The organism is Patescibacteria group bacterium (genome assembly GCA_041649475.1).
Taxonomy (GTDB): domain Bacteria; phylum Patescibacteriota; class Patescibacteriia; order Magasanikbacterales; family GWA2-37-8; genus JBAZNA01.
Genome location: JBAZNA010000001.1, coordinates 488,955 through 512,093 on the forward strand (window position 1 = coordinate 488,955; position 23,139 = coordinate 512,093).

Annotated in this window: 23 protein-coding genes and 1 other RNA gene; 16 read left to right on the forward strand and 8 right to left on the reverse strand. The window is 52.4% G+C overall.

Going from position 1 to position 23,139, the window contains the following annotated elements; all coding sequences use genetic code 11:
* Positions 1 to 66 precede the first annotated feature (66 nt).
* A complete protein-coding gene (locus tag WC526_02375; GenBank protein MFA5061965.1) occupies positions 67 to 876 on the reverse strand; it encodes a hypothetical protein in 810 nt (269 codons plus the stop codon).
* A 200-nt stretch (positions 877 to 1,076) separates the two neighbouring features.
* On the opposite strand from WC526_02375, the gene WC526_02380 reads away from it, so the two are divergent.
* The gene (locus WC526_02380) at positions 1,077 to 1,673 is read left to right on the forward strand and encodes a hypothetical protein (protein MFA5061966.1); all 597 of its coding nucleotides are present in this window, start codon (positions 1,077 to 1,079) and stop codon (positions 1,671 to 1,673) included.
* 81 nt (positions 1,674 to 1,754) lie between these two features.
* On the opposite strand, the gene WC526_02385 is transcribed toward WC526_02380, so the two are convergent.
* Complete coding sequence (locus tag WC526_02385) at positions 1,755 to 2,147, reverse strand: hypothetical protein (GenBank protein ID MFA5061967.1); 393 nt, start codon at positions 2,145 to 2,147, stop codon at positions 1,755 to 1,757.
* 175 nt (positions 2,148 to 2,322) lie between these two features.
* Here WC526_02385 and WC526_02390 point away from each other — a divergent pair, with 175 nt between their 5' ends.
* Positions 2,323 to 2,871 (forward strand): hypothetical protein, encoded by a 549-nt coding sequence (locus tag WC526_02390; protein MFA5061968.1) that lies wholly within the window; start codon positions 2,323 to 2,325, stop codon positions 2,869 to 2,871.
* Positions 2,872 to 2,956: 85 nt separating this feature from the next.
* On the opposite strand, the gene WC526_02395 is transcribed toward WC526_02390, so the two are convergent.
* Positions 2,957 to 3,193, reverse strand: a complete 237-nt coding sequence (locus WC526_02395; protein ID MFA5061969.1) for a thioredoxin family protein — start codon at positions 3,191 to 3,193, stop codon at positions 2,957 to 2,959.
* Between the two features lie 91 nt (positions 3,194 to 3,284).
* On the opposite strand from WC526_02395, the gene WC526_02400 reads away from it, so the two are divergent.
* Together WC526_02400 and WC526_02405 are read left to right on the forward strand one after the other, a co-directional pair.
* A complete protein-coding gene (locus WC526_02400) occupies positions 3,285 to 3,683 on the forward strand; it encodes a hypothetical protein (GenBank protein ID MFA5061970.1) in 399 nt (132 codons plus the stop codon).
* A gap of 10 nt (positions 3,684 to 3,693) precedes the next feature.
* On the forward strand, positions 3,694 to 4,233 hold the full coding sequence (locus WC526_02405; GenBank protein MFA5061971.1) for a hypothetical protein: 540 nt from the start codon (positions 3,694 to 3,696) through the stop codon (positions 4,231 to 4,233).
* Positions 4,234 to 4,487: 254 nt separating this feature from the next.
* On the opposite strand, the gene rplT is transcribed toward WC526_02405, so the two are convergent.
* The 5 genes from rplT to smpB all read right to left on the reverse strand — a co-directional run bounded on the left by rplT (position 4,488) and on the right by smpB (position 6,439).
* Entirely contained in the window at positions 4,488 to 4,832 is a 345-nt protein-coding gene (rplT, locus tag WC526_02410) for a 50S ribosomal protein L20 (protein MFA5061972.1), read from the reverse strand.
* Positions 4,833 to 4,863: 31 nt separating this feature from the next.
* The gene (rpmI, locus tag WC526_02415; protein MFA5061973.1) at positions 4,864 to 5,058 is read right to left on the reverse strand and encodes a 50S ribosomal protein L35; all 195 of its coding nucleotides are present in this window, start codon (positions 5,056 to 5,058) and stop codon (positions 4,864 to 4,866) included.
* Position 5,059: 1 nt separating this feature from the next.
* Entirely contained in the window at positions 5,060 to 5,605 is a 546-nt protein-coding gene (gene infC / locus WC526_02420; GenBank protein MFA5061974.1) for a translation initiation factor IF-3, read from the reverse strand.
* 4 nt (positions 5,606 to 5,609) lie between these two features.
* Positions 5,610 to 6,004, reverse strand: a transfer-messenger RNA (tmRNA) gene (gene ssrA / locus WC526_02425).
* Positions 5,987 to 6,439, reverse strand: coding sequence for an SsrA-binding protein SmpB (smpB, locus tag WC526_02430; GenBank protein ID MFA5061975.1), 453 nt, complete (start codon positions 6,437 to 6,439; stop codon positions 5,987 to 5,989). The genes ssrA and smpB overlap by 18 nt, the downstream gene beginning before the upstream one ends.
* Positions 6,440 to 6,515: 76 nt before the next feature.
* Between smpB and WC526_02435 the strand changes: the two genes are divergently transcribed.
* From WC526_02435 to WC526_02490, 12 genes are all read left to right on the forward strand, one after another.
* Positions 6,516 to 7,307: a hypothetical protein gene (locus tag WC526_02435; protein ID MFA5061976.1), complete on the forward strand. Its 792-nt coding sequence runs from the start codon at positions 6,516 to 6,518 to the stop codon at positions 7,305 to 7,307.
* Positions 7,308 to 7,310: 3 nt separating this feature from the next.
* A complete protein-coding gene (locus WC526_02440) occupies positions 7,311 to 8,357 on the forward strand; it encodes a hypothetical protein (GenBank protein MFA5061977.1) in 1,047 nt (348 codons plus the stop codon).
* A gap of 8 nt (positions 8,358 to 8,365) precedes the next feature.
* Positions 8,366 to 8,974: a Wzz/FepE/Etk N-terminal domain-containing protein gene (locus WC526_02445; GenBank protein ID MFA5061978.1), complete on the forward strand. Its 609-nt coding sequence runs from the start codon at positions 8,366 to 8,368 to the stop codon at positions 8,972 to 8,974.
* 9 nt (positions 8,975 to 8,983) lie between these two features.
* Entirely contained in the window at positions 8,984 to 9,310 is a 327-nt protein-coding gene (locus WC526_02450; protein ID MFA5061979.1) for a hypothetical protein, read from the forward strand.
* A 4-nt stretch (positions 9,311 to 9,314) separates the two neighbouring features.
* Positions 9,315 to 9,494, forward strand: coding sequence for a hypothetical protein (locus tag WC526_02455; GenBank protein MFA5061980.1), 180 nt, complete (start codon positions 9,315 to 9,317; stop codon positions 9,492 to 9,494).
* A 6-nt stretch (positions 9,495 to 9,500) separates the two neighbouring features.
* Entirely contained in the window at positions 9,501 to 13,286 is a 3,786-nt protein-coding gene (locus WC526_02460) for a hypothetical protein (GenBank protein MFA5061981.1), read from the forward strand.
* Between the two features lie 593 nt (positions 13,287 to 13,879).
* Positions 13,880 to 14,497 (forward strand): hypothetical protein, encoded by a 618-nt coding sequence (locus WC526_02465; protein MFA5061982.1) that lies wholly within the window; start codon positions 13,880 to 13,882, stop codon positions 14,495 to 14,497.
* 249 nt (positions 14,498 to 14,746) lie between these two features.
* A complete protein-coding gene (locus tag WC526_02470; GenBank protein ID MFA5061983.1) occupies positions 14,747 to 15,505 on the forward strand; it encodes a hypothetical protein in 759 nt (252 codons plus the stop codon).
* A 220-nt stretch (positions 15,506 to 15,725) separates the two neighbouring features.
* Complete coding sequence (locus tag WC526_02475; protein ID MFA5061984.1) at positions 15,726 to 16,877, forward strand: hypothetical protein; 1,152 nt, start codon at positions 15,726 to 15,728, stop codon at positions 16,875 to 16,877.
* A gap of 444 nt (positions 16,878 to 17,321) precedes the next feature.
* Complete coding sequence (locus WC526_02480) at positions 17,322 to 18,386, forward strand: hypothetical protein (protein MFA5061985.1); 1,065 nt, start codon at positions 17,322 to 17,324, stop codon at positions 18,384 to 18,386.
* Positions 18,387 to 18,556: 170 nt separating this feature from the next.
* A complete protein-coding gene (locus tag WC526_02485; GenBank protein ID MFA5061986.1) occupies positions 18,557 to 19,801 on the forward strand; it encodes a hypothetical protein in 1,245 nt (414 codons plus the stop codon).
* A 334-nt stretch (positions 19,802 to 20,135) separates the two neighbouring features.
* Positions 20,136 to 23,087, forward strand: a complete 2,952-nt coding sequence (locus WC526_02490) for a hypothetical protein (GenBank protein MFA5061987.1) — start codon at positions 20,136 to 20,138, stop codon at positions 23,085 to 23,087.
* Positions 23,088 to 23,139 lie beyond the last annotated feature (52 nt).

The following is a 23,139-nucleotide window of genomic DNA, read 5'->3' on the forward strand; positions in this document are numbered from 1 at the left end:
ATGCACCCCGCAAGGTATTAAAGTCCTTCATTTGAGGAGCCCTGATCATGAAATGATCGGGCTCTTTTAAGCACCATGACATTTTTTAAATTTTTTTGGTTTGCCATCATTTTTTTTCGCACCACACCAACAAGGATCATTGCGACCAATCTTTTTTTTGGAACCAGATTTTGTAGAAGGTTCCGATGGCTTTTTGCCTAGCCATATTGGACCAATAACACCGATAACTCCAGCCGGTATTTGCATTTTTAGTGAGGGATAATTAGGGATCAAAGTTTTTAACACCTCGTGGGTTATTTGCCGTATGGCTGCTAAATCGGCATCACCTACTGGAGACCGCGGATTCTGATTATCGTAAGATGTCCACCCTAATGAATTTTCATGCGCCAACTTCGCATACGCTTCATCTAATAGAGGATCTACATGAGCACCACCACCTTGGTCAGCAACAAAGAGAATCAAGTCTTTTCTCGTAAATTCTTTACTGTAGCCATCCTTTATTACAATTTGATTCCACCATTCTGAGAAGGGTACTAACCTTCTAGAGTCATTAGGATTCTGATCTAACCAGGGAACATATGAAGGATTCGCCCCTCCAGCCGGCACACCATAAAGACTGCAAAAAGGGCTAATCAACACTTTATCTGGAGGACTATAACTCGTATCAAAAAAATTGGTATCTTTCTTGCCAATTTGACCCAAAACTGAATAGGAAAACTTGCTATCATGCAATAAAATGCGTAGGTCGAGTGCAAGATAACGTGCATAGTCCCGTTCGCCCTGGTCGTATTTATTGCAGTGTCCCTGCATTGACTTTAATTTTTGCTCAAAAATTTTTAAAATGTCATCAGATTTTTGTGCTATTCTTGTTACCATAATTATTCTTTTGTTAATTCTCGTAAATATATGAGTAAAGTATACATCGACTTATTACCTAGTCAAGGATGTACACTTACTTAACCGCCAAGTTCCCACTTCGTCCCATGCACCCCGCAAATTAAGGTAACCCGCAAGGGCTACCTTAATTTATATGGTTGCGGTATACTATAATCAGTTAATTTTAATTTCCAATATATATGAAAAAAGGATATTGGTTTTGGCTTTTAATTTTAATCATATTAGGAACATTGGTTTTTTATCTTTACAAAAGTTCTAACCCATCAGGCGAGCCGAGATCACCGGGAGAAGTTGCGCTAACAATAAAACGTACCGACGGCTTTCAGAATTGGACGAGCTTCCCGACAGCTCTGACCAATATAGAACTCTTTGGTTTCACTTTTAATGCCACTTCAACTTTTAACGCAACATCCACCGTTGATGTGCTTATAAAAACCATCTCATTTAATACTTTTTCCAGCTCTACCCCACTAACAATTAATAATATCCGCAATATTCGTTTAATGTCAGACGGGGTTGTTTTGGGAAGTAAATCAACCATAACATCTTCTTTTGCTTTTAATGTTGACCTAACGATCCCCAAAGGTCAATATAAAAGTCTACAGTTGCGCGCCGATGCCGCACCTACAATCACTCCGGGTATTTTGCAATTTAAAATTTTTGATGTTGTGGCTCTTGACGGTCTTTTGGGGGGAAGAATTTCGGTGTTAAGATTACCTGATTTGGCTCCACTTTCTCCCGCAAATTCTTTAGATTCAACTTCTTTTTACTTCTAAAATCTATAAAAATTTTAGCTTGATTTTCTTTTAAAAAAAGCCCCGCCTGACGACAGACGGGAACATGGGGAAGGTGCGAGGTCAGCACTTGTAGATCACAACCGGGATGTCATACCACATCAGCGGAGTGCGCTGGTCAATCTGCCGCAAGTGGCGTTTGGCCAAAAGGATGGCCTTCTCCCAGTTGTCAATCCCCAGTTGGGGATAGGGATGGAACATGCAGAACTCCCCGCGATGTCCGCATCCTCTCGGGTACCCTTCGGCCATGTGTTCGTGCCTTTCAGCATAGGATTCCTCGTAACCGGGGCCCATGTTGTACTGCGCCAGGGCCGTGTTGAAGTAGAAGAAGAACTCCAGTCCGAGGCTCCGCGCGACCAACACCCCTTGGGTGATCTCCCGCACCTCCTCCAGGTGCTGCATGTGCATGGCACGGAAGTGGTTCTTCACTTCCTCAAGAATCTCTTGGGTTGTCATCACTGCCTCCTTTGTAGAGATTTAAACCGGATTATTTATCCCATTTTTTTGATTTTTTGTCAATCTCGCTGTAACTTCTTGACTACCGCCCGGTTATATGTTATCTTGTGAAGTTACCAAGGTTGGCAACCAACCGCGGCATGTTCGCGGTTTGCAACTTTAAGGAGGTATTGCGATGATCGAGAAGACGGACGGAATGAAGAGGGTTGATCTGACCTTTGCGCGTAATTGCCACCTCTGTGGCAAGCGGAGCGTTACCCGTTGGTGCCCGAATTGCACCAACAAGGCCATTTCGGCCGTTGCCACCGGTCAGATCGGAACGACCCAGCCGGGCGAGGAAATCAAACGCCTCCTGTCGCCCCCGCTGGAGATGCCGCTCAACGTTCTGATCCCGCGGCTCAACCAGCTGATCGGCAGGCCGGTTGATCTCGAGCAGATGTTGTCCATGGAGGCCTCCTTTGAGCGCTTCGTGGACCAGCCGATGTTCAGTATGGGAGAGACGGGGCCGACGGTAACACAAGATACCCACTCCTTCGTCGCTGACGACGGCGGGGTACCCGAAACCGTGCCGCCCGAAGTTCCTTCTGATGGCACGCGACGCTACGGCTCCAACTCCCAGCCGTTTCCGGTTGGGGTGAGCGGACCGCTCACCGCGGTTCACGTGGATGATGCGGCTGACGGCGGTGCTGTCATCACCACCATCATCCCGGGAGACAGCAGGTAGTTCGTTTCGTTGCCCTTTTTCCGAGTGCGCCCGCAGAGACCGTTTTTACAGGTCTCCTGGGCGCTTCTTTTTTTAATTAAAATTTTTATTTTGCGTTGGACAATATTTTTTTAATTCCTTCCCAGAGCATGTTGCCATAGCCGACGATGCGGTCGTTTACCACCAGTGCCGGAACTCCGCGCACGTTGTAGTACATAATCTCGCTGATCTTTGAGACCTTTTCAACAGGAACGTCTTTGTTAAGCTGTCTAAGCGCGTATTTAACATTGTCTTCCAGCTTCTGATAATCCGGATGGCCGAAACCTAGAATTTTTATGGTCATAGTTTGCAGTTAAATGTAGTTAAATATTATACCATTTTAGTAGGAGTTTATATAATCATTATAACATTGACTTTTAAAAAAGCAAGTGGTAATGTTCTATGTTGCGAAAACAACAACCGATCCGTCGGCAAAAAGCCGCGGATCAAGCCACTTTTACGAGGAGGCAAGGGTCATGAGAGACAATTACAATCGTAGTGTGACAGTCGGGCTTCTCCCACAGTCGGAGGAAGATGCAGATCAGTTGGAGCTGACGGCGATGAAGTTCCTCAAGCAGATCCACATCATCATGTCGCCCGAGGAGCTCATCGCTATGATGGACAAGCACCTGGGCGTGAAGATCTCGTTTCCGCTGGCTTGGAACGCCTTCGTCCTGTTCCGCAAGCGGCAGGAGGAGGAGAAGAAGAAGGAGGACGCCGTTCCGACGGCCAGCATGCGCGAGATCACCCTGAAGTTCGGGAAGTGGCCGAGGGACAAGCAGGACAAGCAGTAGGAGGCCAGCCATGGCGCCAGGCATGGATTTCGCTTTCGCCCGCAGATGCCATATCTGCGGTGGCGGCAAGGGCAGACAGTTCATCCTCCGCTGGTGCCCCAGCTGCATAGAGACCTATGGTGAAGGTCGCCGGCCGGTCTTTGAGATGACCGAGACGGAAAGAAATCAGGAGTTGGCATTGCTCCTGTCTCCGCCCTACGAGATCCCGTTCGCTTACATCATCCGCAGAGTCATGGAACTCAAGGGTGAGACGATGGACTTCGCTGATGTCTGTCTGTTGGAAGGTCAGCTGGAGTCCGGGCACGACCGGCCCATGTTCGTCTGGCCGCCCAATACGGCCAGGACCAAGGTCGTGGTGGAGCAGGAGGAAATCGTTGAACTCACGGGCGGTCATCGCCAGCAAGTGGAAACGCTTCGGGGCGTGCCCCATGTGCCGATTCTGAAGGAACCGCCTTCAGACGGGGAAGATGCTGTGCCGACATCCGCTGGTCCGTACGACATAACCATGCCGCACGGGCCGTGGCCGAGGGACAAGAAGCCGGCCAGGTAAGCCGGCCAGGTAAAAAAGAAGTAGGAGGCCAGTCATGGCGCCGAGGGATTGAGCTTGCTCTCCCCGGCGCCCATTTTTTTAAACAATTTTTTTAACAAAAAAAGATCCCGACAATGTTTGGTAAAAGGAAGGAAGCGAAGGAGGGTACGTTTCCTCCAGATACCAAACATTCTCGGGACCTTATCTGGAATTTATCAATTTTATATGCCTATTATACCTTTTTTTCAGAATTTGTCAAGAGCAACCGCTGTGGACTATTTGGCCGCTTCGGCAATTTTAGCGAAAATAGCCGGATGATCAGCCGCCAGTATGGACAACACCTTTCTGTCTATAACAATACCTTTTTTCTTTAAGTTGCCGATAAACTTGCTGTAGCTCAAGCCGTATTCGCGTATAGCGGCGTTGATGCGCAGTTGCCACAAACCGCGGTTAATGCGCTTTTTTAATTTGCGGTCGGTAAAAGCATATTGACCGGCTTTGTATTTGGCCACCTTGGCTAATTTGATTTTTGATTTTCTGCCCCAGCGAAAGCCCTTGGTATGTTTGAGGATTCCGCGTCTGCGTTTGGCGTGGAGCATGCCACCCTTAATTCTTGTCATATAACAGTCGCGCTTATATAAATAAAATAATTTAGTTTGGTAAATTTATTTCCATGACTTTGTTCCATGATTTGCTCATCACTAAATCCCGTTTTTTGTTTCTGCCGGCCTTGCCGGTGTCTCTGGAATTAAAATGATTTTGTCCGGCCCGGCGTTTTAAAATTTTTCCGGTCTTGGTGATTTGGAATCTTTTTGACAGGGCCTTGTGTGTTTTTAATTTTGGCATATTATTTTTTCGCGATAATCGCGGTTACTTTATTAAATTGCACCTCAATTTCCTGGTCTAAGCGCACAGGGAGCGTGCTGTTTACGTCTTTTATAAAATTATCAACAACTGTTCGGGCCATGGGCTTTTGTTGCATTTCCCGGCCGCGCAGAATTATTTCAATCTTCACTTTGTCGCCTTCATTTAAAAATTTGATGGATTGATTTTTGCGGATTTCTAAATCGTGCGCGCCGATGCGCAGTGACAACCTCACACCTTTAACTTCGGTGACATGGGCGTGGGCCACCTTTAGCCGTTCTTCTTTTTCCTGTTGATATCTGAATTGGCCGAAATCAATTAATCTGGCAACCGGCGGTTCGGTTTTGGGATTTATTAAAACCAGGTCAAGTTCTTGTTCTCTGGCAATGCGTACGGCTTCGGCGGTTTTCATTACGCCTAAATTTCCGCCGGCGTTATCCAAAACCAAAACTTCCGGAGCAGAGATGCCCTCGTTATGAAAAAAAATCTTTTTCGGTTCTGGTTTGTGTTTTTTGTGCGAAATGCGCATAGCTTGGTGGAGGTGGCGAGAGTTGAACTCGCGTCTAGATAACCTTGACTAAACCTTCTACATACTTAGTGTCCCTTGTTGTTTCGCCAGCGCGATAGAAGGGAACTAAAATTGCGCTGACTATCCGTGCTTTATTTCGCTTGGCCCCAGGCGGAGAAAGAGCCAAACTACTCCCGGTGAGTGACACCGCTTTCAGTTACCGGGTGTAGCTGGAGCGATGGGCTAAAGCAATTAAGCTAAAGCCGGAGCTAAATTGAAGGCACCAAACATGTTGGCGACAGCAACCTTAGCTTTTGATAATAAGTTGGCACTTATTAGTTTTGCTCCACTATTTACGAGGCCGGAGCCGCCTCGGTATGCCAGTTTAGCCGTAAGCTTCTATCAAAGCCCGGCACCCCCCTTTTTGGCTTTTTCTATTTCTCGTTTAAGATATTTTTTCTTGATAGCTTCGCGTTTGTCGTATTTGTGTTTGCCGCGCGCTACTGCTATCTCAATCTTCACGAGACGGCCTTTAATATACACCGAAAGTGGCACTATTGTCAAGCCCTTTTCTAAAGATTTTTCTTGTAAATAAGCGATTTCTTTTTTTCGCAGTAATAATTTGCGGCTGCGAGTCGGGTCATATTCAAGCAGGGGACCGGCCGGTTTGTATCTGGCAATATGCATATTTGTGACATAGGCCTCGTTACCGTGAAACGTCACATACGTTCCTTTTAAGTTGATTTGGCCGTCTTTGGCTGATTTTGTTTCCTGTCCGGACAACACTAAACCGGCCTGATATTTTTCCAGGATTTCATAATCAAACAATGCTTTTTTGTTTTCAGCTAAAGACATATTGTTAAAATTTTACCATAAAAACTCATGAATTGCAATTTGGCGCTTTTTGTGATATAATCATATAAAATATTCTATGCGTAAAACTATTTCACTTCATCCCAAACTGGTGGCCGTGGTTGATGGAATAATCAACATTGGCATGTTGTGGTGGCTATCGCTGGTTACTTCCTGGTGGATGGTAGGAATCTGGATTTTGGTTCTCCTGCTGATTTGGGGACTGCTCATGTATCTAATGTATTATCCGCCTGAATTCAGCAAAGTGCGGCATTTGTTGTCTTTGGTTTTTTTTAGTTTGGGCATGGCGTCTTTTCTTCTCTTTATAGAATGGCAACTGGCTTGGCTGCTCGTCGGGGCATGTTTTTTAATATTTAACTATTTCAGTTTCTGGCTCATACCGGCTTCCAACGTGGCCATCTCTCCGTTTATGAAACCCAACACGCGCTGGCGTTTTATAATGTCGGTTCTGGGGCTGGCCGGAATTTTTGTGGGCATGGAAGCAGTCATCGCTTTTCAGCTGATATATATTACAACCAATTGGCTTTGGATTTTTCTCGTATCCGTGGCCGCGACTTTTATGGCCGGCTGGTGGTGGAATGAATACGGTTTTCCTTTTGATAAAAAATTCTGGCTTAATATCTTGCTGTGGTTTGTGCTGATGATGGAATTGCTTTGGATCGTCCAATTATTACCCATGGGATACCTGGTGAGCGGTTTGGTTTTAATTTGGTGCTGGTATATTTTGTGGCTTTTGGTCAGGTTCAATATGTCGCCGGAAGGGATAGATTGGAAAAAACAGCTTTGGTTTTTGGGAGTCAACGCGGTTTTATTTATTAGTTTTTTAATTTTTGCCGTTAAATGGCGTTAAATTATGTTTCCTCCTCATTTGCCGCCAAAATCATCCAGCATTTCCAGCCATAAACGCTGGCAGAGAATAAAAATGTTATTGGGCATGGTCGCGCTTTGTGTTTTTGTCGGCTTGTGCGGAGCGGCCATCATGGTCGGCTGGATCTGGCCCAATTACGGCGCCGGCGATATTTGGATTTCTTCTTACACCCGTCCGGCCATATCAAGCATTCAGCTTGATACCAGAATACGCGATGAGATTTCTTTGCGTATTGTGGCTGTGTATAAATCCGAAGCCAGTTTAAGCGGTATCAATTATTTAAGACAGCCGCTCGGTTCGGCGGTGATGGTAGGTTCAGACGGCTGGGCAGCCATGTATTTGCCGGATTATGACGGAAATTTTAAAGGCATGTCCGTGTTGACGCAGAACGGGCAGGTCTATCAATTTGAAAATGGCCTGCTGGATAAATATTCCGGTGTTGTTTATTTAAAAATAAAAGGCGGCCAGTTTGAGGTGGTTAATTTCAGCAGTTCAATTTCCGCGAATGACGAAGTTTTCGCGTTTAACAACAATAACTGGAACCCCGCTTATGTCAAATATGGAATAACCGGCGATTATGGTTTGCCTCATTTAGACAGCGCCCCTTATTTAACCTATCTGCTGGATACCAATTTTCAAGCCGGCAGTATTATTATAGACGCTCAAGGCCGGGTAGCCGGATTTATCAGAAAAGACAGTACCTTACTGCCAAGCAGTTACATAACCAGGGTGCTGGCAAGAGTTTTAAGCCAGCAATTGGTTTCCTATCCGTCTCTCGGGGTTGAGGGTTGGTACAGTGACGAACAGCCGATCGTGGTGGGATCCGCCAGCGTGAAAGGATTTGGCGTCACCAGAGTTTTATCCGCGGAGAGCGTTTTGAAGAAAGGCGATATCATTTTAACAATCAACGGCCGCGTTGCTGACCCGGCCAATTTGTGGTATACTGTCAGCAACAATTCAACTGCTCGCCTGCAAGTTTCGCGCGCCGGAAAAACAATTAACCTTGAAACAAAAATTTTTGAAATTAAGTAATTAATTTTATGTGGCATCTTCTTCTCAAGCACTATAAACTCATAATCGTGTGGGGGGTTGTTATCGCCGTGGCGTCTGCCGGCGTTAGTTTTTTATTCCCCAGGCAGTATAGCGCCAACAGCCAGGTTCTGATAATTTCTAAAAATCGCACCGGCGTGGATCCGTATACCCAGGCCAAATCAGCCGAAACCATCGGCACCAATTTGGTGCAGGTTTTAAAAACCACTGATTTTTATAACAAGGTAATGCAGTATCCGGGCATTTCTTTTGACAAAGGCCGCTGGTTAAATTTAACGGATCGCAAACAGCGCAAGCAATGGTCAAAAGACGTGGTGGCCACGATGGTCTACGGCACCGGGTTGATGAATATCACGGCCTACAGCAACAGCCAAAACGACGCTGTTAATTTATCCAGCGCCGTCACCCAGGTGATGTCCAGCGAGGGTTGGCAGTATGTCGGCGGCGATGTTGATATCAAAGCCGTGAGCACGCCTCTGGCTTCAGTTCTGCCGGCCCGTCCCAATTTTATTTTAAACTTCGTGCTTGGATTTTTAGTCGGCGCTTTGATTTCCAGCTTGTGGGTGATGAGATATAAAAAACATTTGTTTGGGAATTAATAGATTTCTATGGACTTAGACCAAATAAAAGAAGAAGCCCAAAAAAAAGGCGAGAAGCTTGGGTTTTTGATTGCTTCTCTTAATCTTCCTAACGAAGCCAGAGAGTCACTCTTAACAGTTTTGCCGGAAATGTCCGAAGAACAAATTGACAGATTGATGGTAATTTTGGAAGCCGCTTATTTGAATCAAAAAACCGGAAATTTAGATCAGGATTTGTCGGCCAAGCTAACAACCATAGAAGCTGGTTTTAATAAAGATATGCAAAAAGCGGACAAAGACGCCCTGAAAGAATTGAGCCAGTTGGAAAAGGACTTGGACGCAAAAAAACCAGAATAAATTTATGCAGGAGGATACACAAATTGAGGATGATTTGGACAGATTATCAAAAAAGCACACCCGGCTTTTATTTGAGTTAGAAAAAATAATCAAAGAAGGCAATGGCTTGCGCCTGGAAATGCAGAAATTGATTGATAAGAAAAAAAGGGAAATGGTTTCAAAAAAAATTGATACATTTAATTAATTAAATATGGCCAAGAGGGGAGAACAGGCAAAAGAAAATAAGGAAAAAAGCCAGAAACAGGTTGAACGGATGATTGGGGGTATTGGAGAGCGTTTGCAAGAATTGGAAGCCAAGAACAAGGATGTCACAAAGCTAAAAGAGCAGTTGACTGCGATTCTTTTGGAATTTAAAAATTTAAACATTGATAAGCGCAGCTATCAAAAACAAATTGATAAATTGTTTGATAGAGCGGTCGATCTGGCGGTTGAGATTGATAATTTAAAAAGAGAGGATGAAACGGTCAAGAGAACTATCGCTAAAAAAGAGGGCAAGATTGTTGAGGGCGGTTATACAAAAAAAGATTCAGTCAGGAGAAAAGTGGCTGAAGAAAGAATTGCGGAGGGGACTGCGCCTGAAAAAGAGATCACGGAAAAAGAACAAGTGGAGCCGGAAGAACCTAAACCGGCGGAGCCGGTTGAAGTGTCTCCTCAAAAAAGAAAATCATTGCGGGAGATAATTTTAGATTTGGAAAATAAGGCCGAAGAGTTGAACGCAAAATCAGAAGGTAATACGGGTGAAAGTTTGTTGAAGAGAATAGAAACGATGAAAGAACTTATAGAGCAGATACATGATCAAACAGGTGCAGAAAAAAAACAAACAATGAGATTATTTGTTGCACAAAAGGAGGAATGTCTCGGCTTAATAAAGCTTCTCTCCAGCAAAGATCAAAGACGCGGCGAATTTTTGAGCGTGCTTAACGCCCGGCCGGAAAAGGTTGTTGATAGACAGAAAGAAATCCTGATGGATAAAATAAAGGGCATTAAAGATGATTTAGCTTGGCTGAAAACGGGATTTGAAAATTTAAGCGGCAGGGCAAAAGAATTTTATGATGCTCAATTATCGAATTTAGTGCTGGATAATATAGAGTGGGTTGAAAAAGAGTTGGAAAAGATTGAACAGGGTAAGATTGCAAAGCAAAAAATTGATGAAGTTTTGAAAAACATCAAAAAGGAAGTTGCGTCCTTAGTTACGTATCTTGATAAATTACAAAAATATACAAATCCGCTGACTGAAGAACCAATAGTACAAACTGAACCAGTCGAGACAGTCCCAGCTCCAGAACCAGAACCAACGCCGGCACCCGCGCCGGAGCCGACACCGGCTCCAACACCAGCAGAACCGCCGGAAGAAGAACGCATCGGCGATGAATGGGCAGAACAACCGGAACCGCCGATGGAAGTTGAAGACATTGAAGAAGTTCCTGAACGCAAAAAAGGGTTTTTGGGGTGGATCAAAGAAAAATTAGGCCGCACCAAAGAAGTGGCTAAAGATTATGGTCCTGAAGTGGCAAATGCCGCGTATAAAGTCATTAGTAAAGTGTTGGGTGTTAAATTTTATACTGATGCTCTTTTGGCACTGCGAAAAAAAGGCGATCTGTATGAACATATAAAAGGAGCTGAAGGGACAAAAGAAGAAAAACGAGCGATAAAAAGTGTGTTGGAAGAAATAATTGCTAAAATTGAAGCGGAAAGAGCTGCGGCTCCAGCCAATCAGCCGGAAGCAGAACCAGCCCAACCGGAGGAAAGTCCCGAACTGGTTGCCAAGGTTAGAGAGCTTGAAGAAAAGATAAACAGTGCCGAATATATTTCCGGCGGAGAAAAAAGGGATTTGCACAGACGCCTGCTTGAGATTGCCAGAAAGAGAGAAGACGCCACTGAAGTGGCAAAAGTCAAACGAGAAAAAAAGATTCAAGAAGTTTTGGCGGCTTATGTTGTAAACAAAGTATCCGGCTGGAAAATCGCCAGTGATGCTTTGGATTTGGCCATTACGCCGATTGCCTTTTTGAGGGCCGGGGTTTATGCCGGTTTGGCCGTGGCAGAGAGAATGCAGAAAGCCAGACGGAAATTTAAAAAGGAAAAAGATTTCAGCGAGAAAGGGGAGGGTAGATTTATTGCCAAAGATCTAATTGTAAATGCCACCAGAGAAACTCTTAGGGGTTTAGCGGGCATGGGAATAGAAAAGAAAGAAAATATAACCGGCAAAGAAAGGGTGCAGGGAGTTTTGAAAGCTTTGGGAACCTTGGCCAGGGGCTTTGGTATTTTTGGCGTTGCTTTTACCGCCGGAGATGGCGTGCAAAAGTCAATTGATCATTTATTGGATAATATTTCCAAACAAGGCCTGGCTGCCGGCTGGAGTAATGGTATGGTTGAAAATGCCGAGCGTATGATTCAAGTTTATGCGCATCCGGTAGATACGGCGCATAAGGCCTTTGATAACACGGCCGGACGAGGGTTGCGGGCTTTGGGAATAAACACCGGTGCGCCGACAACAGGCGAGGCCTTGAACTTTAAATTAAAAAATCCGATTATTGAAGGTGGAGCTAAAGCCGCACTCGTGGCCGGACCGGAACTCATAGAAACGGAAGCCGTGGAAGTTACAGCCAAAGGACCGTCACAAGCGGCGCATAAGCTGGAAGATTTTTTCAAGTCGCAGAAGGTAAAATGGGGGCATACGGAAATAGTAAACGAAATGAAACGGCATGGTTATGTTTTTCACAAAGATGGTTCAGTGAGTCATCCGGTGATGTTTCATAAGGGCGGAGGCAAGCTGGTGCCATGGATAGATGAAGAAGGGAAAGGGCATTTTGAGATTGAGGGGGCCAAGAAGCAGTATTGGCATGAAGAAACATATAAACCCAAAGCTGAATTGGCGCATGAAGAGTCCTCTGTCAAAACGGAAAGTGTTAAGGTGGAATCCGGGCTTCTCACCGGCAAACAACAATCCATGCTTACCAATTACAGCGATGTACAGAGGGGGATTATAAAAAATCAAACTGATTTGGCGGTCCGATTAAAACATATTGAACCATATTATGACCGACTGGCCGAGTTGGGAAAAGAAGGTCTTGGCAAAAGCGCCGAAGCCCAACAACTAAAAAATGTGATTATTGGTTTAAGTAAAGACACATATAATAAAGTTTCTTTTGAACAATATATAAATTGGCCGGAGGGCGTGGCTTATCATCAGACCGGTGCGGCCAAGGCGGCGGTTGGTGAGATAAATTTAAGACCCAGAGCAGCTGCACAGGTACTTGAACCGGATTGGAACACAAAACCAACTATGAGAACTAGCGGGAAGGTCGGCGGAGACAAAGCCACAGAAATACGCGAACCGGATTGGGGGTTGAAGGGTAAACAGGTTGCTACCGGCGGTAAGGTTAGGGGCGGGGGAGTACATCCAATTGAAGTGACAAAGAAATCAATTGCACCTGTGCCGGAAACAAAGCCGGAGGCCAAACTCAAAGTGACAGAGATGCCAATAGCGCCGGAATCAGAAATTGTGACAAATAATGTCCGGCATTTGCATACGGAGTGGGACAAGGTATTTATTGATTTTTATCAGGATGATAAAGCCGGAATAATGGATGGTTTATTACATAAACTGGAAAATTCAATGTGGGCGCATCCGGAGATGCAAGGAGAGATAAATAGCGTGTTGCAAAATAAAAGTTTAAATTCAATGCAACGTATAAGCGAAGTTGTAGATTTAATCACCAATGGCGGAGAAGGTCTGACAGTTGAAGAAAAGTTACTTTTGGGTGGGGATTACACAGAAGATAATGATTTCATGCGAATCACCGGGCATAACTTTGATGTTGTTTTCTCTAAAGATCACTCAAAAGCCGCGGCTTTGATATTTAAAGATCAGGCGCTTATAGATGTTTATGGGGAGTATAAGTTTTTATCAAGCAAGAACGTGATAGATCCAAAAGAATTTATTAAAAATTGGGAGAAGGTAGCGACGGAGACCTAGGATAATTTAAAGACAAAAAACAGACCTCCTGTATAAGGGGGTTTTGTTGTATATTAGCCAAAATAATCCATAATGACGGTTCAGCTCTTGACAAAACCTACGACTTGTGCTATACTAATCAGTTAAACTTTTAAAAGGCGAATAAAGCGCCCGCGAAGTACTTTACAAAACAACGCCATCAAGGGCTGATATCCGAGAGAGTATCACCCTTAAACGCAATGTTTGTTAGTTAAAAGACCTTCAATTATGTAGCATCTCTCACCCAAGAGTAGTTTTGTTGTATTGTTATCTTGAGCGTAACGAAGAATATTGGTTAGTTCTACGTTTCGCCCAGGATAACACATAAGTGTTGTCCATCGACGCACATTACAAGTGAGATGTAGAAGTTTTTCAACCCGCCCCTGTGGGCCTTCCGCTCTAAGGGGTTCAACGGTTCCACGAAGAAGGAGGTTCTGATGCCCGGTACCGCGCAGCCCGGCGACGCTCCCGCGTCCGCCACTCCCGATTCCGCGACGACCCCCCCGGCCGCCGCTCCCGACGCTGGCGCTTCCGCGTCTGCCGCCGCCCCGCCCGCCGCCCCGCAGGGCCTCCCCATGTGGGGCAAGGTCCTCGGGGGGCTCGTGCTCCTCGCCGCCATCATCGCCATCCTCCTCTACGCCAAGTCCTGCACCGACGACATCTCGTCCAAGCTGGGCAAGGTGGCGACGAAGGACGACGTGGACAAGGCCGCCGCCGGCACCAACGGCAAGATCGATCAGGGGCTCGGTTCGGTCGCGGATGCCCTGAAGGGTCAGGCCGAGGCCACGACCGGTCTCATCGGCGCCACCAAGGGTCTGACGGAGGCCATCAAGGATCATCCGACCAAGGAGGACCTGCAAGGCATGCTCGACAAGGCCGAGGGTCGCGTGAAGCGTGCGATCTGGGGGCTGAAGAAGCAGCAGGTGGTGATCGCACCGCCCGCCGCGACTCCGCTTCCGGAGCCGCCCCTGCCGATCCCGCCCGCCCCGATCATCGTGACCCCGCCCTCCCCGCCGGACTACCTGCCCTTCCTGGAGGGGATGAACAAGACCCTGAACCAGAACCACACCATGCTGGGTGAGCTCAAGCGGAGCGTGGCCGGACTCAAGTCCAGTCACACCAGGGTGCTCGTGCCCGTCCCCTCGGGGAAGCACAGCACCAAGATGCTCGTCAGGGTTCGGCCCACCAACTAGATCTACATCCCGCCATTCATCTACTCGTCCTTCGGGACGACAAGATGCTGGTCTATCGGGCTGTCGCAGACATCTGCGCAGCCCTCCTATCATCTTCATTTCTATGAAGTGGCGATGAAAGGACTATTAACCGCAAGGTTGATGGCCAAAGCTGTACCTTACAACAAACGGTGAAAATGAGGGTGCGAATTGTTCGCCCCCTTTGGCAAGCTGACGACGTCGGCGCGCTTGGCGTGCCGGCTAACAGACATGGAGGATGTCATGAAGGCGACCGGTATCGTTCTCGTCCTGACCGTGCTCTGCGCGGTCTCCACCGCTTACGGCCAGTCGGCCGTGTGCGATCCGACCGATGTCCCGCAGACCGATGGCTGTCACTTCAGCAAGAAGTGCAACCAGCGGTACTGCTGGGTGGAGGAGGGGAAGGTCTTCGACGCCAACCTCAACGACCTCGACACGCTCGTGGTGGAGGTGGACGTCAAGAAGCCCACCACCACTCTGGTTCCTGGTCTGACCCCGCCCGTTCCGGTTGCTCCCGCCCCCCGCATCAAGGGTTTCAGGCACTTCCGTGCAGGCCTCTACATCAGTGGTTTTCAGACCGCTGGTGACTGGTCCTTCGGCGGAGGCCCGCAGCTGGAGTGGCACGAGCGGCTCGGTGGCAACGGCCACTCCTGGTTCGTCCAGGCGCGAGGCGTCATCGGCACGGCCGGTGACAAGACCAATGCCAACTTCGGCATTGGTGCCTCCCTCGGCCCGGGCATCCAGCTCAAGTGGGGTCTGCGCCTCGGTGTGCGGGGTGTGCTCCTGTACTACCCCGAAACCGATAAGCTGATCAAAGAGCGCGGAAACGAGCGCTGGATCGGCGCTGAGGCAGTCGCTGGCTGGCTCTTCGGGAAGGGTTTCTTCGGAGAGGTCAGTGGCGGCTACGGCGCAAGGTGGATCGAGAAGCCGGGCATCGTCTGGCACGGTCGCGCCTCCGTCGCCTTCGTCTCCGTCGGTTGGATGCGTTAGCCACCGACATCACCGTTTCATCGGGCCGCGCGTGTTGATAACACGACGCGCGCGGCCCACCTATTTTTCATCTTCATTTCTATGAAGTGGCGATGAAAGAGCCATTAACCGCAAGGTTGATGGCTGCACATTACAATTGAGAGCTACAACAAGTTACGACAATAGGGGTGCGAATGGTTCGCGGCCCCTTTGGCAAGCTGACGACGTCGGCGCGCTTGACGTGCCGGCTCAACAACTGGAGGATCACATGACCCGTTTCGCGCTGATCTGTTCGCTGTTCTCCGTCCTGGCCCTCGGCAACCTCGGTTGCATGGAGGGTCTCACCGCCGAGGAGATCGCTGCCTGCTCCAACGAGGGGCAGGAGTTCTGCCCCGACGCCACGGGCGCGCTGGTCTGCGTGGATACGCTGACCGACGACCACAATTGCGGCGCGTGCGGATTCCTCTGCACCAACGGCGCGCAGTGCGTGGCCGGTGTCTGCGACTGCAGCGGCAACGAGACCCTCTCGGCCGGCTGCCCCGTGCCCGGCAAGATCGACGCCGTGATGTGCGTCGACCTCAAGGACGATCCGCTCAACTGCGGCGCCTGCGGCAACATCTGCCCCAGTGGCCTCTGCGCGGACTACGTCTGCATCCCCGTCAGCAGCACCTGCACCGACGGCATCAAGGATGGCGCCGAGTCCGATGTGGACTGCGGGGACGGATGCGCCAAGTGCATCAACGGCAAGATGTGCCGGCTGAACAGCGACTGCGTGAGTGGTTACTGCAACGCCAGCGGCATCTGTGCCGACGCTCCGGTCGGCGCCTGCTTCGGCAAGGCCAGCGGCACCCTGTGCCGCGCGGCCGTGTCGGATTGCGACGTCGCGGAGTACTGCGACGGCGTGCACGCCGACTGCCCGGCCGATGGCTTTCAGGCCTTCCGCACCGCCTGCCACGTCAGTGGCGACGGCAACGGGACCTGCAGCGGCAACGACGCCGTCTGTCGGCCCCCCACGGGTCTCTGCTCCAACGTGACGTGCGGCACCGGTCTGGTCTGTGACCCGACCGACGGCATCTGCAAGGTGCCGGATCAGGTCACTTGCTTCGGACTGGGTCTCTCGGACCCGGGCCCGGATGCGGTGAACTGCATCTGGTGGGCGCGTGGCATCAACAACGCCATCTCCGCCTTCACCCCGCACGACAACGTCTCGGTCGCCGCTCCGCCGCTGGCCTGTGCACTGACCTGCTACAAGGCCGACGGCTCCGACGCCACCCCCACGCTGTGCTCCGGCCAGTGGCAGAACGGGATGGTGCAGAACTGGAGCGCTTCCGGCGGCCACCTGTTGGCCGGCGGACACGGCTGCGCCTGGGACAACAAGTACCAGTCGCAGTAGGAAGTATAAAGTAGCTCTCTCCTCGGGCTGGGGACATGCAGTACGCATGTACCCCAGCCCCGTTTTTCACATGAGTCTATCGCGTTCATCTCTCACCCCATTCTCCTTTATATTAAAGGAAAGGGCCCTGGGGCCGAATGTGATGGGCTCAATTGGTAGCATAAAAACCGCTTAAAAGGCGGTTTTTATGTTTTTGCCCGATTCCTCTTGACAACTTTCTCTTGTTGTGCTAATGTACGGTGTTATATTCAATGGTGTTGAGAGAGATACCACGAATAAAAACATAGCTTATTTAAGCCCTAAATCTCTCTCCAAGGGATTTTTATTATTGTAACTGGTGGATAGTGAAAAGTGTATAAAATAGTTAGCGGTTCTTTACAACTATCTTGGCATGAAGAAAGGGAAAAATGCCCTTTTCTTTGTGCCAAGATATGGAGGTTTGCCATGATGTTCGCTCGGAAGTTTGTTCTCGTCATCGCGGCGACCATCGTGGTCGCCACCCTCTCCGCACCGGCGCACGCCCAGTGGTTCAAGGACCGCGAGGCGCGCAAGGGTGCGAGGGAAGCCAAGTCGCTCTACGAAGCACAGCGGGAGCGCATCCAGAAGTTGGAGGCGCAGAGGGAGAACATCAACAAGCTGGAAGCTGAAGTGGCCCAGTGCTTGGCCGAGGCCAAAAAGCCAAAGCCCGCACCCGCACCGCCGACGCCCGTGTCGTGCGACCAGTCTGATCTCTACAAGAAGCTGAACAAGCTGAAGAAGTTCCAGAAGGATCAGCTTGACAGCTTGCAGGATCAGATGACCAAGCTGGCCAGAGGCAGCAAGAAGGAGATCGGCGAGTTGCGCCAGCTCCTGGAGAGCATCAGTCGTGTTCTCCCCAACATCAGGAGCATTGAGTCCGCCATCACCCAGCTCAAGATGGACATGAGCATCACGTCCAACAACGTCAACGAGATCTTGAACGAGATGGCGGGAGCTCTCACCAATCTCAAGAAGACCGACAAGCGTCTGGAGAAGGTGGAGAGTGACCTCTCCGGCCTGCACAAGCGGGTGGAGAAGGTGGAGAAGGTTCTGCTCACCAAGCAGGACAAGCTCTTCGTTGACATCAGCGTCGGCAGCCGCGTCAGCTGGTTCAAGGGCGATTCCGTGGAGCCGTATGTCGAGCTCCGGCTGGACTTTGAGGTTCCCTCGGACGGGCTCTGCTCGTTCGTGCCGGGTTTCAGTCTGGCTTTCGCAACCAGCAAGGACAAGGCGCCTGCCAATGCCGTACGCCTCATGGGCAAGTGCGGCCGCCGGACTTTCAGATTCCTGTTCGGCGTGGAAGAACTGATGGTGGCCAAGACCGAGACCGGTCCGGGCCAGTTCACCTGGTACGTCAACCCCATCATCGGCATCGCCATCGGCGGCCGGTGGGCGGAGTTCACACTACTGGGTTCACCAAGCATCCGGTTCCGTGAGGCCAATGCCGCCTTCGGTGTGCAAGGTTTCGCGGGTCTGGTGATCCGTTTCTAACAACCAACAAGGGGGAAACAAAGGGGAGGGTCGCAGCTTTCGCGAGCGCGACTCTCCTCATCCTATATCTGTTCATAAAATTATAAAAAGTTTTTGTGGATACATATAGGAGGAGCAAGACAACAAGCGCTCCTTACAATTTTAACGCATGAACACGATGGAGGCGAATCATGAGCGAGAAGAACGGAAGGGCCGAAGGGTCCTCGTTTGACGAGGACACTGCGGCAGAGGGGGAGCCGACGCTTCCGGGCAGCCACAGGCCGACGCTTCAAGGCATCGCGCCAGTGACGCTGCAAGGCATCGCGCCGATGACACTGCCGGATGATCCGGCACGCGAGTTTGACGCGGCGCCCGACACCGTCATCCCGCCGCCGGTCCCGTTCGGCGGTCCGCCGGAGCCCGGCGAGGAGGAAGGGGCGTCTGCTCCTGCCTCCACCAACTCCGCTGATGATCAGCAAGAGATGGTGACGGCAGCGCTGGCCCAGGAAGTTCTGGGGACGCTGACGCACAAGCCGCCCACCCCGATTCTCTCCGACACTGATGCGCCGCGAGAGTTGGCAGGGATGGAGGACGAGTTCCAGCAGACGGCGTCGACCGCCCAGGGGCAGTTGCCTTTGGGCATCAGGGAGGCGATGCCTGCCCGGCCGATGGAGGACAACGAGCAGTCCGGTCCGATTCCTGCGAACCAGAACGACCTGTTCGGTCCGCCCTCGGGCATCATGGACTTCGCCGCTCCCACGGTAGACCTGGCGCATGCTAACACCGCGGTCGTGGACACCTCTGGTGTGCCGACTGTGGACCAGGCGTTCGCACCGACCAAGCCGATGGGGGCTGTGGCCGTCCAGAACGGCGATGCGCCCAAGAAGGGTCCGCCGCCCATGCCGCCCATTTCGCTGGCCAAGTTGGCCAGCGAGGTCAAAGCGGCAGATCTGGCAGCGAATCCCGCGCCGACGTCCTCCCCAAGGGCCACCCTTCCGGGTGTGGCTCCGGCGGAGCCCGTGCCCGTCGTGGTCGCGCCTGCGGCTACGGAGGACAAGAGCACCCGCACTTTGGTGCGGGAAGAGCTCGCGTCCGAGCCCGAGCCCAAGATCGTCATGCCCGAGCCCGACCCCGTCGTCGCGCCTGTCGAGCCCGACCCGCCCGCTGACGACAGTGAGTCCTACGAGCCCATCCGTCCGCCGAAGCGTAAGCGAGGTGGCGGGAACTTCCCGTGGGGCATCACGATCGGGTCCGGCCTGATCCTGATCATGTTCGCGATCGTCATCGCTTTCAGCCAGTCCGGCCGCGAAGATTACCAAGAGGACATCGCCTCCTGCGTCAACACCTTGACGAAGGAGGAGAAAGTGCCCACGGCCAAGGCCACCGAGATCTGCAAGCGGGTTGATGCTGACATGTTCAGCAAGACCAAGAAGTAGGTTCATGCACACTGTACGGCGTTACGCTTCTTTAACGAAGTAAACGCTGTCTGATATACGCTGTGAGCTGTTGCGAGTGAAATCGCGATGACTCACAGCCTCCTACCAATTTATATTTTTATCTGTTATGCTATGTTGACAGCGAAAAGTATAAGCTGGTAGGAGGATGTCCTTTACAATCTAGGTTAGAGTAAAAAAGTAAGTTTAGAAAGTAAGAAAAATCCCGACCAAAGGGAAACTTTTGTGTCGGCGGAAATATAGAAGTAGAAGTCCTGTCCACGTTCCGCTTTCGCGAGTGCGAGAGGGGACACTCAACGAGGTAAGGGAGGTAGCCATGAAGCGACTGTCCGTGTTGTGTCTCTGTACCTTGGGGGTTCTCTGCAGCTTCGGCTGCATGAGCCCCCTCCCGAGCAGCACCGATAACGGGCTGCACAACCAGGCGAACGGCGCCGGTTGCGGCGACGACGCGCAGTGCATCTCCGGCTTCTGCCGGAACGGCGTCTGCTGCAGCACGGACTGCGGCGACGTGTGCGAGGCCTGCAACCTCGTGCCCGGCACCTGCCAGCCCAAGCCGGCCGGCGCGCCCGACAAGGCGTGCCCGAGCGACGGCACCAATTGCGGCGGCAGCTGCAACGGCGCGCGGGTCTGCCAGTACCCGCAGGCGGGAACGTCGTGCACCAGCACGATCAACCCGCTCGCGATCCAGTGCGACGGCCTTGGTGCCTGCATCCAGCCGCCGTACTACCCGAACGGCCATCCGTGCGACGAGACGGCGCCCGGCCAGTGCGCCAGCGGCAAGTGCGTCGATGGCACCTGTTGCGACAGCGACTGCACCCAGACCTGCTTCTCCTGCAATAACCCCGAGGGTCACTGCAAGCCGCTTCCGGCCCAGGACAACTCGGATGGCGACTGCGTCACCGACGGCAGCCTCTGCGGCGGTTCCTGCAACGGCTGGAACGCCTGCATGTACCCGCCGTCGGGTACCGTGTGCGACCTGCCCAACAGCTGGGCCAGCTCGTGCAACGGCGCCGGCGTCTGCGTGCCCAACACCCTGTTCCCCGACGGCACGGCTTGCACCGCGGATGCGCAGTGCCTCCACGGCAATTGCAAGGACGGCGTCTGCTGCAACACGGCTTGTGGTGGCGTGTGCGAGGCCTGCGACCAGATCGGTTCCGTGGGCACTTGCACGCCTTATCTGCCGAACACCGACCCCGAGAACGAGTGCACACCGGCTGGCCAGACCTGCAGCGGCACCAGCGCGTGCAGCTCCAACCCCCAGCCCCTGATCGACGGGGCAACCTGCTTCAGGAACGGCCCGTGGCCGGAGGGGGACTGCAAGTCCGGCTTCTGCGTGGAGGGCGTGTGCTGCGACGACGGCTGCAACGGCGCCTGCTTCACCTGCAAGCGTGCCGGCTACGTCGGCCACTGCATGCTCGCTCCGGAGGGAACCAACCCCAAGGGCGCGAGCGACGGTTGCATCGGCACCGATCCCAACAACTGCGGCGGCCTGTGCAACGCCGTCGGCGCCTGCCAGTACCCGGCGGCTACCACGCCGTGCACCCTTCCCACCACTCCGCTCGCGGCGTGCAATGGCGAGGGTCTCTGCGTGGACCAGCGCCAGGCCGACGGCTCGGCCTGTACCGGCGACATCCAGTGCATCTCCGGCCACTGCGTGGAGGGCATGTGCTGTGATTCGGTCTGTGGCGGGCTCTGCGTGGCCTGCACCAACGCCAAGACCGGAGCCGCCGACGGCACCTGTTGGCCGGTTCCTCAGAACACCGACCCGGACAGCGAGTGCGCCGGTACGGATCCCACCTGTGGTGGAACCTGCGATGGGGCTGGCTCCTGCCAGTTCCCGGCGCAGGGAGAGGCGTGTACCTCTCCGGTGGGGGAGATCTGCGACGGCGCGGGCAACTGCGTGGTCAACCCAGGTCTGCTCCTCGGCAGCTTCTGCAACCTGCCGTCCGGCAGCGAGTGCGCGTCCGGCCACTGTGTGGACGGCGTGTGCTGCGACACGGCCTGCGACGGCGTGTGCGTGGCCTGCGACGTGCCGGGTCACCTCGGCATCTGTAGCAACGTACCGGCCGGCGAGGACGACCTCACCTGTCAGCCGCCCGATTCCTGCGACGGCGCCGGCGTCTGCAAGCCCCCCGTGGTCCTCAAGACCAACGGTGCTGTCTGCGGGCTCCCCAGCGAGTGCGCTTCCCAGCACTGCGTCGACGGTGTGTGCTGTGACACGGCCTGCGACGGCGTGTGCGTGGCCTGCATCGCGGTCATGACCGGTGGTACCACCGGCACCTGTGCCAGCATCACCGGCGGAACGGATCCGGACCTCGAGTGTGACGGTTCCAGCACCGCCGACGGCTGCGACGGCTCCTGCAGTGGGGCTGGCTCCTGCCAGTATCCGCTCCAGGCAACGTCGTGCGGCACCAACCTGATCTGCAACGGATCGGGTGACTGCATCGCCGTGCCCCCCGAGGGCAACGGCGAGCCGTGCGGTTCGGCACTTCCGCCCTGCGCGTCCGGCCACTGTGTGGACGGCGTGTGCTGCGACACCGACTGCCTCGGTCTCTGCATGGCATGCAACGTGCCAGGCAGGCTCGGCACCTGCTACGCGATTCCGGCCGGCACGGATCCTGCCAACGAGTGCACGGATCCGCTCGCCGACTTCTGCGATGGTGTGGGTGCCTGCGTCGGCATGACGCCGCCGCAGTCCGACGCCGGAGTGCCGCCGCAGTCCGACGCGGCACCCCAGTCCGATGCCGCACCGCCCCAGAGCGACGCGGCACCCCAGTCCGATGCGGGCGTTCCCCAGTCCGATGCCGCACCGAGCGGTTGTATGAACGACACCCAGTGCGACGATAGCAACGCAACCACGGCGGACATGTGCAACTGCCCGGGGCCTCGCTCCGGTGGAATCTGCACAGCACCGGGTGTCTGCGTGCACACCACCAACGGCTGCTGGCCCTTCGGGGTCAAGTTGCCGGCCGGTACTCCGGTCACCGTGGTGTCGTTCTGGCCGAAGACCGCTCCCTGGATCTCGCGCAACGTGACCATCACGTCCAACGCGTTGGCCCAGGAGATCCTGTCCGCGGCCGGCGAGTGCTCGCACACTGAGGACTACCCCACGCTCTTTGCGACCTGCGAGGCCGACACGTTCCCAGTCGGCGCGCCGACGGGCACCACGCGGATCTCCTACTTCGGAGACAACCGCGAGGTGAACTTCTGCACGCAGAACCTCGCCAACTGCGCCTGGGGTGGCGCACACGACGGCGTCTGCCACTAGTTGGCAGAACGCTTACTCTAACCTCGACGGACGCTTCGGCGACCGTCGTCAC

Excerpts from the sequence above, each read along its gene's own strand:
- WC526_02490 (MFA5061987.1), top strand. The coding sequence starts at position 20,136 with ATGAAGCGACTGTCCGTGTTGTGTCTCTGTACCTTGGGGGTTCTCTGC.
- WC526_02395 (MFA5061969.1), bottom strand. The coding sequence starts at position 3,193 with ATGACCATAAAAATTCTAGGTTTCGGCCATCCGGATTATCAGAAGCTG.
- WC526_02380 (MFA5061966.1), top strand. The coding sequence starts at position 1,077 with ATGAAAAAAGGATATTGGTTTTGGCTTTTAATTTTAATCATATTAGGA.
- smpB (MFA5061975.1), bottom strand. The coding sequence starts at position 6,439 with ATGTCTTTAGCTGAAAACAAAAAAGCATTGTTTGATTATGAAATCCTG.
- WC526_02470 (MFA5061983.1), top strand. The coding sequence starts at position 14,747 with ATGGAGGATGTCATGAAGGCGACCGGTATCGTTCTCGTCCTGACCGTG.
- rplT (MFA5061972.1), bottom strand. The coding sequence starts at position 4,832 with ATGACAAGAATTAAGGGTGGCATGCTCCACGCCAAACGCAGACGCGGA.
- WC526_02375 (MFA5061965.1), bottom strand. The coding sequence starts at position 876 with ATGGTAACAAGAATAGCACAAAAATCTGATGACATTTTAAAAATTTTT.
- WC526_02450 (MFA5061979.1), top strand. The coding sequence starts at position 8,984 with ATGGACTTAGACCAAATAAAAGAAGAAGCCCAAAAAAAAGGCGAGAAG.
- WC526_02440 (MFA5061977.1), top strand. The coding sequence starts at position 7,311 with ATGTTTCCTCCTCATTTGCCGCCAAAATCATCCAGCATTTCCAGCCAT.
- WC526_02460 (MFA5061981.1), top strand. The coding sequence starts at position 9,501 with ATGGCCAAGAGGGGAGAACAGGCAAAAGAAAATAAGGAAAAAAGCCAG.
- WC526_02400 (MFA5061970.1), top strand. The coding sequence starts at position 3,285 with ATGTTCTATGTTGCGAAAACAACAACCGATCCGTCGGCAAAAAGCCGC.
- WC526_02480 (MFA5061985.1), top strand. The coding sequence starts at position 17,322 with ATGATGTTCGCTCGGAAGTTTGTTCTCGTCATCGCGGCGACCATCGTG.
- WC526_02385 (MFA5061967.1), bottom strand. The coding sequence starts at position 2,147 with ATGACAACCCAAGAGATTCTTGAGGAAGTGAAGAACCACTTCCGTGCC.
- WC526_02485 (MFA5061986.1), top strand. The coding sequence starts at position 18,557 with ATGAGCGAGAAGAACGGAAGGGCCGAAGGGTCCTCGTTTGACGAGGAC.
- WC526_02455 (MFA5061980.1), top strand. The coding sequence starts at position 9,315 with ATGCAGGAGGATACACAAATTGAGGATGATTTGGACAGATTATCAAAA.
- WC526_02390 (MFA5061968.1), top strand. The coding sequence starts at position 2,323 with ATGATCGAGAAGACGGACGGAATGAAGAGGGTTGATCTGACCTTTGCG.
- infC (MFA5061974.1), bottom strand. The coding sequence starts at position 5,605 with ATGCGCATTTCGCACAAAAAACACAAACCAGAACCGAAAAAGATTTTT.
- rpmI (MFA5061973.1), bottom strand. The coding sequence starts at position 5,058 with ATGCCAAAATTAAAAACACACAAGGCCCTGTCAAAAAGATTCCAAATC.
- WC526_02405 (MFA5061971.1), top strand. The coding sequence starts at position 3,694 with ATGGCGCCAGGCATGGATTTCGCTTTCGCCCGCAGATGCCATATCTGC.
- WC526_02435 (MFA5061976.1), top strand. The coding sequence starts at position 6,516 with ATGCGTAAAACTATTTCACTTCATCCCAAACTGGTGGCCGTGGTTGAT.
- WC526_02445 (MFA5061978.1), top strand. The coding sequence starts at position 8,366 with ATGTGGCATCTTCTTCTCAAGCACTATAAACTCATAATCGTGTGGGGG.
- WC526_02465 (MFA5061982.1), top strand. The coding sequence starts at position 13,880 with ATGTGGGGCAAGGTCCTCGGGGGGCTCGTGCTCCTCGCCGCCATCATC.